Genomic DNA, 16404 nt, shown 5'->3' on the forward strand with positions numbered 1-16404 from the left:
CCCGGCAAGTTCTGGGAGGAAACGCCCGAAGGCGCTTGTCGCCATTTTCCGGCTGACCTCAGCCGATGCCGCTGGCAACACGCGGAGCTCGAACGGCAAGATGAGCGCCTGCATCGCCGCCGCAATCTGTCATTTTGAGAGTCATGGTCTCGCGATCATTCTCCCGAGGCAATAACCGTCGAAGCACAGGCGATGTCACATCTGCAAACATCCCACTCAACGAGTGTGCCGCGTCGTTATTGAAACGATTCTGGTATGAGTTGAAACCGCTGCTGTTCACCCGACGTTGGGCAACAATTCCGTTGCGGCGAATGGTCCCCGCACCAATTGTTTCGCTGGTGTCATCAAGAAGATTGGCGCGCGGACCTCGCCAAGCTGTCACATCGCGCACGGTCATCACAGCAACTCATTTCCTTGGCGGTTCCGTCCAGTCGGTTATCATGGCTCCCTCGCACCCCGATTATGGATCAATCGCCGCGACAGCGCGGGTCAAAGCATCCGCAATTTGATTAGCCTCCGTCGCCGTAAGCACCAACGGTGGGAACAGTTTCAAGCTCGGTGGCTCGATTTCAGATACGCTGTGGCAGAGAACTCCTTCGGCAAACATATTGCGATAGAGCTGGCGCCCCACAGATCGATCAGCCAACTCGACCGTAATGATAAGTCCGAAATCGGATACGCCCGTCAGCAGATTTGGATGCGCAGAGCAGACCTGCGTCAAGCGCTCGCGAAGAGCCACGCTGACTTCTGAGACATGGCGAAGGAACTGGGGACGGCTCGACACTTCGAGCACCTTCGCCGCGACGAGGCAACTGATCTCGTTGCCGCCGAGACTGGAGATATATGCGAAGCGATGCTCGTTCAAGCAGCGATCATAAATTTCCTGCCGCATCAGAACCGCGCTAACTGGATACAACCCACCGGAAAGTCCCTTGCCAGTCACCATCATGTCCGGTTCAAGCTTGTAGTGTTCGCTGGCCCAAAGTCGACCAGTACGGCCTAGTCCAGTCCTGGTCTCGTCGATGATGAAGACAATGCCTCGTTCTCGGCAGAGACGCGTAGCTGCATCGAGGAAGCTCTGTGTCGCCGGCCTGAATGTCTCGTAGTCGATCGGCTCAACGATAAACGCTGCGATGTCATCGCGCAGTAGTCGATCGAGTTCTTCGACGTCGCCATATTGTTCGAGAAAGCGAGAATGTTCTGTGGGAAGGTTGTAGTGGCCGACAATGCCCTCTTCTGGTGAGCCTGTGACCAGAGCTGCGAATCCCGAGTGCCCATGATAGCCGTGTCTGTAGGCCAGCGCTTTTTGCCGTCCGGTCATGCGGAACGCGAACATTGTCGCGATGTCGACTGACAGGGTCGAGCAGAGCGTGATGACGCTCCTGCTCAGCGAGCGAGAGGGAGCAAGCGACGCGAGCAGATCCTGCAGCTCGAGATACTCCGCATTTGGAACCGACCACAGACCAGTATCGCGGCCATCGTCCAAAGCTTTACGAAGCGCCGCGAGGACTTCTGGATGGCGATGGCCGAGCGAATGCACGCCGCCGCCGGTTCCGCAGTCAATGATCCGCCGCTTTCCCTCGATATCCCAGAGGTAGACGCCGTCCCGTCGGCCGATGACAAAGTCGACCCCCTTGGCTCGCTGGCGTGCGGCGTTAGCCCGCCAGGACCTTTCGACGAATTGGTCAAGTATATCCGCGCTGGACCGAGACGAGTGATCGAGAGTCGCGTGAGACATTCTATCTTTCCGGAGTTTTATTTGCCCAAATCAACTTAAGCGTCTGCTTCGACAGTGAAGTGCCAAACCTTTGAGACGATCAGCCAGCGATCGTCGACAAACAGTAAGGTAAGTTCGTCGGTAAAGTGCTTGGGCAAGAACAGCTCCTTCACGCGAACATGCGCCGTCGTGGATGTGGGAACCTCGATTGAGACGATTTCATCCTCACGACGGTCATTCCGCGAGGCAGGCGATTCCCGTCGCCTGACTACTTCCAAATACTCGGGAACATCCATGACCACGAGTTGACCATCCGTGCTGCAGAATAGTCTGCCTTTGGGATGCAGGACTTCGGCGAAAAGATCGGCATCTCCTCTGTAGAGCGCATCAAAGTACTTTTCGAGGATCTGCCGGATGGCGTCGACGGGATTCATGCTGAGCTCGCTTGAGGTTTGCCTGGCGGGACGACCGCGCGTTGATGGCCGCAGACAGGAATAAAAAGCGCCTTCTACGCTACGTCGCCCTCTGCGCGGTCCGGCCGCTACGCGTCCGGGCAACAGCAACAAGGCAGGTTAGCTCGAACATCAAGTTGGCAGCGTTGATACAAGTCATCCCGGTGGGATCCAGGGACGGCACGACCTCGCAAATATCGCCGCCGACCACGTCCAAACCTGAAATAGCTCGGAGCATCATTTGCACGTCCCGCATCGATATCCCGCCCGGCTCAGGAACGCCGGTGCCCGGAGCGTCCCTAGGATCGAGGCCGTCGATATCGATTGTGAGATAGGTGCTTCCACTACCGACGACGCGACGAATTTCATCTATCACCGCATCACGGCCCAGCGCTTCGTACTCGTCCATCGTGATCATGCGTATGCCGACCTGCGATCCGTATTCGATGTCGTCGTCGCCGTATCGGGTCCCGCGGAGTCCAATCTGAACGATCCGTCGTGGATCGAGCAGCCCCTCTTCAACAGACCTCCTCACAAACGTCGCGTGGTTGCACTTCGTCCCCATGAACTCATCGAAGGTATCCGAATGAGAATCGATTTGCACCAACCCGAGCGGCCGGTCTTTTGCGATCGCGCGCAAGATGGGGAGCGGCACCGTATGGTCCCCGCCGACGGAAATCGGGGACGCGCCAATCCGGTGGATGCGCTCGTAGAATTCCTGAACGAGTTCGACGCTGCGCTCGACGCTAAGCGGGTGCGTCGGAGCGTCTCCCACGTCGCCGATATTGCAAAGCTGGTAGGGAGCCACCTTCGTCGTAGGGTTGACTTGGCGGATGAGACGAGAGGCCTCACGGACACCGGCCGGGCCCTGGCGAGCGCCCGAACGGTAGGTGGCGCCGAGATCCAATGGTACGCCAACCAATGCGATATCCAAGGGAGCAGCAATCTCAGCCCTGGCGGATCGCATGAAGGTCGCGATTCCAGAGTATCGGGGCGTTACCGATGAATCGGTGGGCTGAAATGCGGATGTCGAAGTCATCGATTTCAATGCGCTCCTTGAGAATTGGCGACTGTCGACAATTCTACGTTCGGGATGCCTTCTTGTCAATCCGACCAGCACTCAATCGACTGAATGATCGCGCCGCAAGATGTAGCAGATAACCGCCGCCGCCGTCCGGCTGACAAAACGTCGGCGTCATTATTCAAAAAGCGATGGACGTCGGCCCCCAGGATACCTCTCCGAACATTTTCGGGTTGCCGGATCCGAACTGCCACGATCTCAACAAAGATTAGACGGCCTCGGCGCTCCCGGAAGCAATTCCCACATCCCCGACCGCCGAAATTGATACATTGCCAATGTGCCGGGTCATGCGCTGTTCAATGAGCGACCAAAATCGACGAAAGAGTTCGACGACAACTAGGTAGATAAGCGCCGCGATCACGTAGATTCCGATATCGAACGTCTTGGCAAAGATTTGGCGCGTCTCGCCCATCAAGTCGTAGACGGTGACCACAGACGCCAATGCACTCGCCTTCATAACCATCACATACTCGTTTCCGAGCGGGCGAAGCGCCACGATCAGCGCCTGGGGAAGGCGCAGGTGCAGCAGCCTCGTCACAGCGCCAAGACCCAGCATCCTCCCGGCCTCCTCTTGACCAGGGGCAATTGACCGAAGAGCGCCGTAAAGGATTTCAGCCTGATATGCCGCAGTGTTGAGGGTGAACGCAAAGACGGTGCATATGAATGGGCTTCGGAAGAACTGCCATAGGCCGAGCGCCTCCAACGAAGGCCTGAATTGACCCGCGCCGTAATAGACGAGGAATAACTGGGCGAGCAGTGGTGTACCGCGCAGAGCGAAACAATAGAGCGACGCCGAATGCCGAACGAGGGCATCACCGTGGACGCGTAGCAGCGCGAGTATGAGCGCCAGCGGCGATCCGAGGATTATCGAAAGGCCCACGAGTTCGCAGGTCACGATTAGACCATTCAGCAACTTGGGCCAGAATTCCAGAACGAGGTTGATCAACGTCGCTAACTCCCGTGAGCAAATCCGCGGTTTAGAGACGACGAATAGGCCCCGATCAGAAGACTCGAGGCGGCAGATATAACCAGGTAAACAACGCAAGCGGCGCCGAACATCACAAAAGGCGCTTTCGTCACGCCCACTGCGCTCGTCGTTTGTCGCATCAGATCCGGGAGCGCGATTACCGAGACGAGGCTTGTGTCCTTCACCAGCGAGAGCCAATTGTTCGCGAGACCCGGAAGCGCCAAGCGAATCAGCTGCGGGAACACAACGAAGCGGAACGTCTGGAACCTTCCGAGGCCGAGCGCTTCGGCCGCCTCGCCTTGGCCGCCATGGATTCCGAGCATGGCGCTGAACAAGACCTCGCTCGAATAGGCGGCAAACACCAGGGAAAGAGCGACGACGCCCGCCGCAAATCGACTGATCTCCGGCGGTTGCCCTCCTTCCAACGCCGAGTAGAGGTCGCTGAGCAGATATTGGCCTCCGAAATAGACGAGGAATAGCGTAAGCAGTTCGGGAACGCCGCGAAATACCGTCGTAACTCCTTCACCGAAAGCCCTCACGAGACGCGTATCCGATGCCTTGGACATGGCCAGCGCGAGCCCAAGCGCCAACCCCGGAGGCAGCGTGGCAATCGCCAAGCCGAGGGTGATGCTGGCTCCGGCCAACATGGCTGGACTCCATTCAACCAACTGCGATATCCACGAAACGGTCATAGGTCTCGACCCGCCTCTAAACTTAAACTGGGACACACGGGGCACGCCCCCGTGTACCAATGAGCCCGATAACTCCACGCCGTATTGCTCGCGCGGCGGGCTCCGCAGACGGCGTCAATCATTTGCGTCGCCCGAAGGAGACTCTCGCTTGTTTGTCTCCTCGCCAGACGCCAATGCATCGTGATAGGCGTGCCTTCCGAGCGGAAAGTCGGTTCGCAGCACGCTTCGCTTGATCTCGCCGACGCCACGGAAGCCCACAAGCGCCATCGTTCGGTCGATCTCATCGCCGATCATCGCGATCGCTGACTGCGCGCCAGCCTCGCCGCCCGAAGCGGCGCCATAAAGAAACGCTCGCCCAACGAGAACGGCTCGAGCGCCAAGTGCCAAGAGTTTCACGACGTCGCTGCCACGGCGGACCCCGCTGTCGGCGAGGACGACCATCCGCCCTCCGACGTCATCGGCAATCTCGGGCAGAACGTCGACGGGCGACACTGCACTATCGAGGTTGCGCCCACCGTGATTTGATACAACGATCGCGTCCGCGCCAACCTCCGCCGCTCGCCGAGCGTCTTCGACGTCTAAGATGCCCTTTAAGACGAGTCGACCCGGCCAGCGTTTTCGAAGCTCGCCGATATCCCGCCAAGACAGGGACAGGTCGAAGCCGATCCTGCCGGATGATCTCGAAGTGAAGATCGAGCGACGGAAACGCGTCGGATAGTTGGCGTGAATCGGCATGCCTTCGGTCAGCATATGACGCAATAAGACACAAAATAACCACTTGGGATGTCTCACGATGTCCCAGCAACCTTTCAACGACGGTATGATCGGCACGTCGAACGCGTTATTCGAATTGTATTCCCGCTTGGGAATGGCGGCCATGTCTACTGTGACCACCAACGTTTCAATGCCCACGGACCAGGCTCGGCCAATGAGTTCATGAGTCAACGCGTGATCCCTCCAGACGTACAGTTGCAACCAAATCGCTCCGTTCGTCGCTGCCGCGAGTTCTTCGATCGAAATGATTGATTCCATGGCGGCACAAAAAGGTATGCCCGCTGCGGCCGCCGCCCGGGCCAGGCCAAGCTCGCCTTTATGCCAAACCAGTCCAGCCGCGGCGGTCGGCGCTACGATCAGAGGATGTTTCAACGTGTACCCGAGCAATTCCGTTTGCTGGCTGCGGGACGTGATGCCGGCGAGCACGCGAGGCTGGAACCGCACGTTATCAAGCGACCGACGATTGTTCACGAGGCTTGTTTCGTCCTCGGCGCCGCGATCGATATATTCGAATAGGCCGCGCGGCAGCCGGCGTCGGGCCGTGTCCCGAAGGCTGTAATAGTTAAGCGCGTGCGGCAACTTTGCCTCTGCCTTCTCGCTTTGGTCCCCACCGGGAGTCGCGAGGTTCTTCCGTCCTTCGTTCGGCAAATCCAATGGCTGCCCACTGCCGAGAATGGTTAGGTCGTCGGTCGCGACGTTAGAGCTCAACGTCCTGGGCTCTCAGTGGCGGAATGTGACATATCGAGGCACCGAATAATCTTCTAGCGCGTAGACAGACATGTCCTTGCCATAACCAGATTTCTTGAAACCGCCGTGCGGCATTTCGCTCGCCCAAACGAAATGGCAATTTACCCAGGTGCATCCGTAACGTAAGTTTGACGTGATCTTCATGGCCAGCCCACTGTCACGCGACCAGACCGAGGCCGCTAATCCGTAGTCGGAGTCGTTGGCCATCGTGATCGCTTCTTCGATTTCGTCGAATGGCGTAACTGAAACAACGGGTCCGAACATTTCCTGTCTAACGACATCGTCCGCCTGGCGCGCATCGCAAATTACGGTCGGCGCGAGATAGAATCCGCCGGTGCTCCGGCTGGGCGCCTGGATTACGCGCAGGTGGCTTTCGGACTGAGCTCGCTCAATGTAGCCGCGTACTTTCTCATGCTGCGACTGCGTGACGAGCGGGCCAATTTCGTTCAGACTGTCGTCCTGGAAGGAATATTTGATGCTGGCGGCTACGCCGATTAGCTGTTCGATAAACCGCTCATAGATATCTCTGTGGACGTACAACCTGGACGCGGCGGTGCAATCCTGTCCGGCGTTATAGAAACCGCTGGCGGCGATCTCCGCGGCAGTTTCCTCGACGTTCACGTCCTTGCACACGATGACGGGGGACTTGCCGCCAAGTTCGAGGTGAGTGCGCTTGATAGACTTGCTAGCTGCACGCAGGACCGCCGAACCGGTGGCGACGGAGCCCGTCAAGGAGATCATGTCCACCGCGGGATGGTCGATCAGAGCCTGACCGACGGTCGTTCCGCGACCGACGAGAATGTTTACAAGACCGGCCGGAAGCAATCGAGAGATCAATTCACCTAACCGAAGCGTCGTTAACGGCGTGAACTCCGAAGGTTTCAAGACCACGGCGTTCCCCGCGGCGATCGCGGGCGCGATCTTCCAGGTCGCCATCTGCAACGGGTAGTTCCAGGGCGCTATCGAGGCCACAACCCCAACGGGGTCCCGTCGAACGTACGATGTATGCCCTCGAACGTATTCGCCAGCGGCCACCGCGGTCTGCACTCTGGCGGCGCCGGCGAAGAATCGGAAGCAATCTGATGCAGCGGGTATTTCGTCAGTCAGAACGCGGTGGAGCGGCTTTCCACAATTCCTAGCCTCGATTTCCGCAAGCTCCTGCGCGTGGTTGTCGATCGTCTGGGCGACCTCAAGGAGCACCTGCGCGCGTTCCCTCGGAGTCGTCTTGCTCCATTCGAACTGGGCGCTGACCGCAGCGCCGACGGAGCGTTGCACTTGACCCAAATCCGCCTCGGGCAGCTCGCAAAGGACCGCCCCAGATCTCGGATCCATGATCGTAATCGGGGCCGCCCCGCCCGCCTCGAGCGTCCCTCCGATCAGAAGACGTTTGGCATTCCGGTCGAATTCGGCCAATTGGCCCATGAATTACCACTCCCTTTGTTGCCGACTGTCGGCAATATTGAATTGACGCATGCCACCTTCGGCCGCCTCAATCCGCCGCCGGCGCTAAGCGGAAGACTAGGACGCTCGCGCCTTGTGATTATTTTCCAGCGCTTCGAGCGAACTCAGAATGTGCGTAGTCAATATTGCGGTCGCCCTGATCGCGTCTCCGGACTCAATCGCCGCCAATACCGGCTCGTGTTCAGCCGCGACATCCGCAAGGTCCTCATAGTTCGCGTTGTCCACGGCGAGAGCCATGCGCAATTGACCATCGATCATCCGGGCGGCACGAGAAACATAGGGATTACCGCCAAGCTCGCACATCGTTTCGTGGAACCGAAGTTCCGCTTCTACGACCGCCATAACGTCCCCCTTGCGGGCCGCATGACGCATTTCCTCGATCAATGCGCGCAACGGCTTGAAGTCCACTTCGTTGCGTGACGCCGTCAAATACCTCACCGCCAAAGTCTCGATTGCAACCCGCAAGTCGTAAAGATAGCGCATCTTCGGGAGCGTCATCTGGATGACGGACGGACCGAAATGAGTGCGGGACTCGAGAAGACCATCTTGAAGCAGACGATTCACAGCCTCGCGCACTGGAGCTCTGCTCGTGCGAAGCGACCTCGCAATCTGGAGCTCGACTACACGCTCGCCTTGCGCGATTTGTCCGGAAACAATCGCGTTCCGAAGATGCTCGTAGACCTGCTCCGCGACTGAAAACCGGTCAATCTTGCCTTCGATCTCCGACACTAAGCTCTCCTAGACATTCGCCGCCACTCCGCATCCATGCAGCGGTTGACAAGAAATCACAATCCGTGCTCCTTGTCCACTGTCGACAATCATGGAAACGCGCCAAATGACTCCCGGCCTCACCCTGTCTGCACGTCCCAACCGGATCTCGATCGATCGACAGGCGCTGGTTGCGGCGTGTCGAGAAGTCGTCTCGATCCCGAGCCTTACCGGCGAGGAGACGAATGTCGCCCTCGTATTCTCGCGCTATTTTAAGGAATTGGGCTTCGATCATGTTGAGATCGATCAGAACGGTAACGTCATTGGCAAGATGATCGGAACCGGCAGAGGCCCATCACTCATGATAAACGGTCATATCGATCACGTTCCGACCGGCGACATGGCTACCCCCTATTCTGCAGACGTTGTCGATGCCGTCCGGTGGGGCGAGGTGGGCGAGGCTATTTACGGACGCGGCACCTGCGACATGAAATGCAATGTCATGGCCGCCGCCTTTGGCGTTGCCGCGGCTAAGCAGTGCGGCCTGTCCTTGGCGGGCGACGTCATTCTCGTTGCAGATGTCGAAGAGGAGACGGATTCGCCGGCGGGCGTCAAGTCGGTGTTGGAGCGGGGGCTGAAGGCCGACTATGGCGTTTCGGTCGAATCGACCAACGGCGGTGTCTACGTGGGCCATCGCGGAAAGCTGGAATTCGAACTGGTGGTGAAAGGGCGGACCTCGCATGCCTCCGAGCCGTCAAACGGAATCAACGCGATCCTACAGACCGTTCCTTTCCTACAAGCACTTGAGGCGCATGCCAGGGGCCTGGCGAACGATCGTCTGCTCGGCTTGGCGACTGTGACGATCACTGGCTTTCATTCCTATCCCGACAACGGCACCGCCGTGGTGCCTGACCAGTGCCGACTTCGTATCGATCGGCGGTACGTCCGAGGCGAGACGCCTGAATCATGCGAGGCGGAACTCCGATCTCTTTTCGCGGAAACCGCAAAGCAGAATTCGGATTTGCGTTGGGAACTCGCACTAACGAATCACTATCCGCTTATGTTCACGGACCCGAGCAATCCGGTCGTCCAGGCCGCGGTAGAGGCCGTAAGCGAGGTCGTCGGCGAAAAGCCGGCGATCGGAGCGTGGCGATTCGGGGTCAATGGGACCTTCATGGTCGAGGCCGGTATACCTACGGTCGGCGTCGGCCCTGGAGATGAACGTTGGGCACACACGCCAGAGGAGCACATTCTCATCGATGATCTGCATCGCTCAGCAGAATCGATTGCTCATCTGGTGCTCAAGGTCTGCGGATCGGCATCCTAAGCGCGACTCCAGTCTCCAACCGCATCGCGCAATCGAACGGATTGGCCGACGGACGATGGAGATCGTCTGATATCGGCCGGTTCGAGGCCGAAGTGAGGCCTAGAACCTTCAGTTCCAGTCCACGGCAACCGCATCGCGGGGGCGTCCGAAGAAGCAACACCAGCGCGTTCGCGCGCGCGACGAAATGAGAGTCCACATGTACGAAAGTGGGTTAACCAGAAGGATTGTGGGCCCAGGCGCCGAAGGCTTCAAAACAAGCGACCGCGCCGAGACGCTTGTTCGCAAGGGCAAGGATATCATCATCCTCACGTTGGGGGATCCTGACTTCGACACGCCATCGCCAATCACCGATGCAGCGGTTGCTGCATTGCGATCCGGTCGGACGCACTACACCCCCGTTCCCGGCGTCAGAAAACTACGGGAAGCAATCGCGGGGGATCAGCGCCGGATCGACGGGGGCGCCTGGGATTTCGACAACGTTGTGGTATTCCCCGGCGCACAGAGCGCCCTATTCTCAGCGATGATGTGTGTCGCGGATCGCGAGTCGACGGTCGTCTCTTTCGACCCGACATACGCCACCTACGCCGCGGTCGTCGGCGCATCAGGCGCCCGGAATGAGATCGTTCCCATGGAGCTGCCATGGAACGGCGGTTCGGTTCCAAGGATCGATTTCGATCGAATGCAAAGCGCGCTCAAGGGAAACGTCTCCGCGATTCTCCTAAATTCTCCGAATAATCCGGGCGGATTCACCTTCCATGACGATGATGTTCGGCGTCTCGCAGACATATGCGTCGAGCGGAACGTTTGGCTCCTGAGTGACGAAGTCTATCGCGATCTTCTCTATGATGGACGCTTCCGGTCCGCCTCGGCGTTGCCGGGCATGCAAGAGCGCACCATCATAATAAACAGCTTGTCCAAGTCCCACGCGATGACAGGATGGAGAATAGGTTGGGCCGTTGCCCCACGGGCAATGGCTCGCCACCTTGAACGGTTCGCCCAATGCTCGCTCTTCGGCTCGCCGCCCTTTATCCAAGACGCCGCGATCGAGGCGTTGGCAAATGCTGAGACTTATGTCCGGCCGATGCGCGTCGAATACGAACGCCGACTCTGCGCTCTGCTGGACGCGCTGCAGGGCGACATCGTGCTCAAGTGCCTACGCCCAGTTGGTGGGATGTTCGTGTTGATAGACATCTCAAGAACCGGTCTCGAGAGCGGCATATTCGCCGAGCGCGCGCTGGATGAAGCGGGAGTGGCAGTTGTCCCCGGCACCGCGTTCAGCATGACCGGCGCGAACTACGTTCGTGTGAGTTTTGCGACGGACGTCAGGAAGATTGTCGAAGGCATCAATCGGCTGAAGGCATTTGCGACCTCTCTGGCGCCACCTTGAGGTCTGCTGTGCCCGATCCGCTCGTGTCCTCGATCCAGGGTTGAACGCCGATTTATCGCGACCTCCTCACTGTGCGCGCGCCACGCCAAGGTGAATTTTCAAACGAGGTGAGGTGCCGGACGATCAGCTCCATCTTTTGCAATGAGATAGCCATTGACAAGCGACGAGGCAGTCTTTTACGTAGAATTGTCGACAGGCGACAATTTGTTAAGAAGGGGAGACGAATGCTCAAATCAGTTCGGGCAGCGGCATTGATAGCGGCGGTAGTGTGCTCGTCCCACGCCCATGCACAAAGCAAGACGATCAGGTTCGGCACGGAAGGCGCCTTTCCTCCGTTCAATTTCGTAACGCCACAAGGCGAAGTCCAAGGGTTCGAGATCGACCTTGCGAAGGCGATCTGTGATGATCTCAAAGCAAAATGCGGCTTCACCGCCCAAGATTTCGACGGATTGATTCCGGCGTTGGAGGCTAAGAAATTCGACGTCATCATCGCCGCGATGAACGTTACGGCTAAGCGACAGGAGCACGTCGATTTTTCGTCGGTTTACGTCAACGTGTCGGGTCGCTTTGTCGGCAAGAAAGGCAGCGCTCTCGTTCTGTCAAAAGAGGGGCTTTCCAAAAAATCTATTGGCCTGGTTTCAGGTACGGTCCACGAAAGTTACTTCCAGGACGTTTGGAAAGGCGTGAACGTCCAGGTCTACAAGAGTCTTGATAACGCCATTCTCGATCTCCAATCCGGCCGCGTCGACTTCGTCTTCGACGACGAAATCGGCATTTCGGAGGGTTTCCTGAAACGCCCCGAAGGAGCCGGCTACGACTTCGTCGGTCCAGCCGTGACCGACAAGAAGTATTATGGCGGAATGGCGATGGCGGTTCGAAAAGGTGACGAGACGCTTCGCAATGACCTGAACAAGGGCCTGGCAGACGTCGTCGCCGCCGGAACATTCAAGGAATTGAGCATCAAATATTTTGGCTTTGACGTCTCAAAATCCCAATAAAACGCGGACGATGCTGGAGTCAGAGGCGATGGTCAACCAAGCAGAGCAAATTGACGTCCCGTGCGCCGATGCAATTATGCGCCTGCTTGAGAGATACGGCTTCGATACGATCTTCAGCATCCCCGGTGTGCACACGGTCGATTTCTATCGCACCTTCCCCGAACGGGGTTTTCGACATGTGACGCCGCGGCACGAACAAGGCGCGGCGTTCATGGCATATGGCTATGCCTTCGCCACAGGCCGTCCAGCGTGCTGCATGCTCATCACAGGACCAGGCCTGCTCAACGCGGGGACGGGAATCGCGGAAGCTTACTCCGACTCCCTCCCAATGCTTGTTCTGACCGCTTCCAACCAGAGGGCGGAACTCGGTGTCGGCCGGGGCTGTCTACACGAGACCAAGTCGCAACACGCGGTCGAGCAGCAGATCGCTGGCTTTTCGCATCTTGTACTCGACACGGCGAATGTCGCTGAGGTGCTTCACCGTTCAATCTCCCTCTTTTTGACGGCTCGGCCTCGTCCGGCGATTATCGAAATTCCCCGCGACCTCCTCGCGGCTCCGACGCGTGTAACTCTCGAGACAGCGTCGATGTTCCATCCGCCGGCGCCCGCGCCCGAAGCGGCGAAGATGGCGGCTGATCTTGTCGCCGGGGCGACGAGAGCGATAGCGATCCTTGGCGGCGGCTGCCGGCGAAGCGCAGACGCGGTGTTGGAACTTATCGAACGGCTAGGCATAATTGCTGTGACCACAAATGCCGGCAAGGGCGTCGTGCCCGAAGACCACCCCCTCTCCCTTGGATCTTCGCTCCCCTTCGAACCCGTTAGGACCCTGCTCGAGGAAGCGGACGTGGTCCTGGCGATTGGGACGGAGTTGGGAGAGACAGACCTTCTCTACACATGCAAGCCCTACCAAATTCCGGGCAAACTGATCCGGATAGACATTGATCCCCATCAGTTGACGATGAACTTCCATCCGAGCTTGGCGATATTGTCTGACGCAGGACTCGCGGCGAAGGAAATATGCAAACATCTCTCGGCGTCTGTCTCTGGCGCTGATCGCGCCGATCGCGAGAAGATCGTACGCGATAGCAGGGCGAAACTCGTGGGGGAGTGGTCTGCGGAAGCGCCGAAGCACAAAGCCATCCTCGACGTGCTTGCTGGCAGCCTCGACCGAGATGCGCTCATCTGCGCTGATTCAACACAGTTGGCCTATACAGGGAACCACTACTACCCGTCCAAAACGGCGGGCGCATGGCTTTTTCCCAACGGATACGGAACGCTTGGCTCCGCAATGCCCGCCGCGATCGGCGCAAAGATCGGATGCCCGAGTCGGCAGGTTGTCGCCATCGTAGGCGACGGCAGCTTCCTCTACACTCTCGAAGAGTTGGCGACAGCTGTCGAAAACCGTGTCGGCATCCCAATTGTCCTTTGGAACAACAGGTCATACGGCGAAATCAAGGACGCCATGAACGCGGGCGGTATCCCGACGATCGGCGTCGATCTCTACACGCCTGACTTCGTGGCGGTCGCTCGCGGTTTCGGATGCCAGGCGATTCTGGTCGAAAGCCTCTCCCAATTCGGAGCCGAGCTTGGAAAAGCTTTGAGCCGAGACGTCCCAACACTGCTCCAAATCGATGCTGACGGGCCAAGCTTTGCCGAGCTCGCGAACTGAGGACGCCCCAACATGGCCTCTGCTTCACAGAGCGAAGCTACCAGAAGTGAAGCACCCTTCTCGGCGACACACGGGAGTTCGGTCGCCCCCGATCCCATCGCGGTATACGCGGCTAACATCGTCAAGAGCTACGGCACGGTGAGGGTGCTAGATGATATCGGTGCAACGTTGCAAAGGGGGTCCAAGACCGTAATCTGCGGGCCATCTGGATCGGGGAAGTCAACTTTTATGCGCTGCCTCTCGGGGCTCGAGAAACGCAACGCGGGAACGGTACGTCTCCTCGGACGTGACGTAAAGCCGGATGGAAGCAGCGTAAGAGACTTCGCCGGCCGGGTTGGAATGGTTTTCCAATCCTTCAATCTCTTCCCGCACTTGACGGTCCTCGAAAACCTCATCCTCGCTCAAACGAAGGTAAGGAAGCTCAGCAGACGGTTAGCCGAGGAAGTCGCCGCCGACTATCTCAACCGTGTAAGGATGCCGGGCAGCGAACAGAGATACCCGTCCCAATTATCTGGAGGACAGCAGCAGCGCGTGGCGATTGCTCGCACACTCTGCATGCAGCCCGAGATTATATTCTTCGATGAGCCGACGTCGGCGCTCGATCCGGAGATGGTGTCGGAAGTCCTCGACATCATGACACTTTTGGCGTCCAGCGGCATTACGATGGTTGTGGTTACACACGAGATGAGCTTCGCGCGCCGTGTCGCCGACAGCGTAATATTTCTCGACTGCGGCCGTATCGCGGAGGTTTCGCCCCCAGAGAGGTTTTTCAGTGCCCCAAGCAACCCGCGCGCGGCAGAGTTTTTGGGTTCTCTGCTAGGGCGCTAAAGACGTTCGGCGAGCACTTCTATGGTCTGCTCGACCACGCTTTCGGACACCCAATGCCTACGATCGCCGTCCGCGTCGCCCCGTACGCTGCTGGTCCGCAACCGCTTACGCGAGAACCGATGATGATAAGAGTTCCGAACGAAGCCATCACAAGGTTGGAAAACATCGTTGGGCACGGCCATCTCCTTAAAGAAAGCGATGTCTTCTCGCGTTGGCCAGGTTACGGGGCGGGAAATCTTGACGCAGGCCTTCTGATCCGCCCCAGCAGTACAGAGCAGGTCGCCGACTGTGTCTGTGTGTGTAGCGATTTTGCGATTCCGATCGTGGTGCACGGCGGGCTGACTGGCCTTGTTCGAGGCTGCAAGAGCGCGCCGGGCCAACTAATTCTGTCAACCGAAAGGCTGAACCAAATCCACGGCATCGATGTCGCGCGACGTTTAATCGATGTCGGCGCCGGCGTGAAGTTGCAGAGTGTTCAAACCGCGGCAGCCGGCGCTGGCCTTCATGTCGGAATCGATATTGGATCGCGCGGGTCTTGCACCATCGGTGGCAATGTCGCCACAAATGCCGGTGGCTCGCGCGTGGTACGTTATGGCATGACACGCAGCCAGATTGCGGGATTGGAAGTGGTTCTGGCGGACGGCGCCGTTATCTCGGAAACAACCGGTCTTATCAAGAACAACACTGGCTTCGACCTTAAGCAATTGTTCATCGGGACTGAGGGCATTTGTGGCATCGTGACACGCGTTTTAGTGCGCCTGGACGCAGCCCCAACGACAAGTTGCGCAGCGCTACTTGCATTCGATAGATATGACGATGCGCTCAAATTTTATGAAAAGGCGAGAGCTGAGCTAAACAACCGAATCTCCGCAGTCGAGGTGATGTGGAGAGAATACTACTCGGCCGTGTGCCAAGATATGCTCGCCGGCAAGCCTCCTCCCCTCGCTGCGGAGTGGCCAATTTTCGTTCTCTTCGAGTTGGAGAGCGTCGACAAAAGCGTGCACGCGGATGCCGCTATGCAGGACTTTCTCGGCGACATCGAATACATCTCAAGCGGTGTCATAGCTAAATCCGGCGCTGAGGCGGCTCGGTTTTGGGAAATCAGGGACGGTTCAGATTCCATTGAACGCCTTTATCCCGCGGTATACTCGTTCGACGTGAGCCTTAGCCCTTCCGATTTTACTAATTACATCGAAAAGGTGAAGGCAGGACTGGCATCGTGTGGCGAAACCTGTTCGTTGTATTCCTTTGGCCATATGGCCGATGGCAACATTCACTTTATGGTCGGATGTGCGAATGCTGACCCGTCGCTACACGGTCTAATAAGCAACCTGGTCTATGACCCTCTTTCGCGGTACGTCTCCTCTTCGATTTCCGCAGAGCATTGCATAGGCATTGAGAAGGCGGCTCATGTTTCCAGGTCCCGCCCTGCCCAGCAATTGGCTCTGATGCGGCTGCTGAAGCGCTCACTCGATCCAAAGGGCCTTCTGAATCCGCACATAGCTTTCTGAGCGATGAACACTCTTTTCGCTGCGTCGAAAGCGGCGAGCTGACTTCGCGCCTGGTCGGCGCAGCTATGAAGCGATAGCCGTCCCA

General features: G+C 58.1%; 15 protein-coding genes. 6 read left to right on the forward strand and 9 right to left on the reverse strand.

The window, feature by feature from the left end; translation table 11 throughout:
- Nucleotides 1-58 precede the first annotated feature (58 nt).
- From GSQ90_RS13770 to GSQ90_RS13810, 9 genes are all read right to left on the reverse strand, one after another.
- Nucleotides 59-397 carry a hypothetical protein gene (locus GSQ90_RS13770; RefSeq protein WP_158815397.1) on the reverse strand — a complete coding sequence of 113 codons (339 nt, stop codon included), beginning with the start codon at nt 395-397 and terminating at the stop codon, nt 59-61.
- A 63-nt stretch (nt 398-460) separates the two neighbouring features.
- The gene (locus GSQ90_RS13775) at nt 461-1738 is read right to left on the reverse strand and encodes an aspartate aminotransferase family protein (protein ID WP_158815398.1); all 1278 of its coding nucleotides are present in this window, start codon (nt 1736-1738) and stop codon (nt 461-463) included.
- Between the two features lie 35 nt (nt 1739-1773).
- A complete protein-coding gene (locus GSQ90_RS13780) occupies nt 1774-2151 on the reverse strand; it encodes a nuclear transport factor 2 family protein (RefSeq protein WP_158815399.1) in 378 nt (125 codons plus the stop codon).
- Between the two features lie 79 nt (nt 2152-2230).
- A complete protein-coding gene (locus tag GSQ90_RS13785) occupies nt 2231-3103 on the reverse strand; it encodes an agmatinase (protein WP_246731594.1) in 873 nt (290 codons plus the stop codon).
- A 355-nt stretch (nt 3104-3458) separates the two neighbouring features.
- A complete protein-coding gene (locus tag GSQ90_RS13790) occupies nt 3459-4196 on the reverse strand; it encodes an ABC transporter permease (protein ID WP_158815401.1) in 738 nt (245 codons plus the stop codon).
- Between the two features lie 5 nt (nt 4197-4201).
- A complete protein-coding gene (locus GSQ90_RS13795; RefSeq protein ID WP_246731595.1) occupies nt 4202-4864 on the reverse strand; it encodes an ABC transporter permease in 663 nt (220 codons plus the stop codon).
- Nucleotides 4865-5023: 159 nt separating this feature from the next.
- Entirely contained in the window at nt 5024-6391 is a 1368-nt protein-coding gene (locus GSQ90_RS13800) for an alpha-hydroxy acid oxidase (RefSeq protein ID WP_246731596.1), read from the reverse strand.
- A 12-nt stretch (nt 6392-6403) separates the two neighbouring features.
- On the reverse strand, nt 6404-7852 hold the full coding sequence (locus GSQ90_RS13805; RefSeq protein WP_158815402.1) for a gamma-aminobutyraldehyde dehydrogenase: 1449 nt from the start codon (nt 7850-7852) through the stop codon (nt 6404-6406).
- Between the two features lie 96 nt (nt 7853-7948).
- Nucleotides 7949-8620: a GntR family transcriptional regulator gene (locus GSQ90_RS13810; RefSeq protein WP_158815403.1), complete on the reverse strand. Its 672-nt coding sequence runs from the start codon at nt 8618-8620 to the stop codon at nt 7949-7951.
- Nucleotides 8621-8726: 106 nt separating this feature from the next.
- On the opposite strand from GSQ90_RS13810, the gene GSQ90_RS13815 reads away from it, so the two are divergent.
- From GSQ90_RS13815 to GSQ90_RS13840, 6 genes are all read left to right on the forward strand, one after another.
- Nucleotides 8727-9926 (forward strand): M20 family metallopeptidase, encoded by a 1200-nt coding sequence (locus tag GSQ90_RS13815; protein ID WP_158815404.1) that lies wholly within the window; start codon nt 8727-8729, stop codon nt 9924-9926.
- Between the two features lie 196 nt (nt 9927-10122).
- A complete protein-coding gene (locus GSQ90_RS13820) occupies nt 10123-11313 on the forward strand; it encodes a pyridoxal phosphate-dependent aminotransferase (RefSeq protein ID WP_158815405.1) in 1191 nt (396 codons plus the stop codon).
- A 224-nt stretch (nt 11314-11537) separates the two neighbouring features.
- The gene (locus GSQ90_RS13825; protein ID WP_158815406.1) at nt 11538-12311 is read left to right on the forward strand and encodes a transporter substrate-binding domain-containing protein; all 774 of its coding nucleotides are present in this window, start codon (nt 11538-11540) and stop codon (nt 12309-12311) included.
- Between the two features lie 28 nt (nt 12312-12339).
- Nucleotides 12340-13980, forward strand: a complete 1641-nt coding sequence (locus GSQ90_RS13830) for a 5-guanidino-2-oxopentanoate decarboxylase (RefSeq protein ID WP_158815407.1) — start codon at nt 12340-12342, stop codon at nt 13978-13980.
- A gap of 12 nt (nt 13981-13992) precedes the next feature.
- Nucleotides 13993-14808, forward strand: coding sequence for an amino acid ABC transporter ATP-binding protein (locus GSQ90_RS13835; RefSeq protein WP_158815408.1), 816 nt, complete (start codon nt 13993-13995; stop codon nt 14806-14808).
- A 53-nt stretch (nt 14809-14861) separates the two neighbouring features.
- A complete protein-coding gene (locus tag GSQ90_RS13840) occupies nt 14862-16319 on the forward strand; it encodes an FAD-binding oxidoreductase (RefSeq protein ID WP_158815409.1) in 1458 nt (485 codons plus the stop codon).
- Nucleotides 16320-16404 lie beyond the last annotated feature (85 nt).

This window comes from Methylocapsa sp. S129, from assembly GCF_009765995.1.
Classification (GTDB): Bacteria; Pseudomonadota; Alphaproteobacteria; order Rhizobiales; family Beijerinckiaceae; genus Roseiarcus.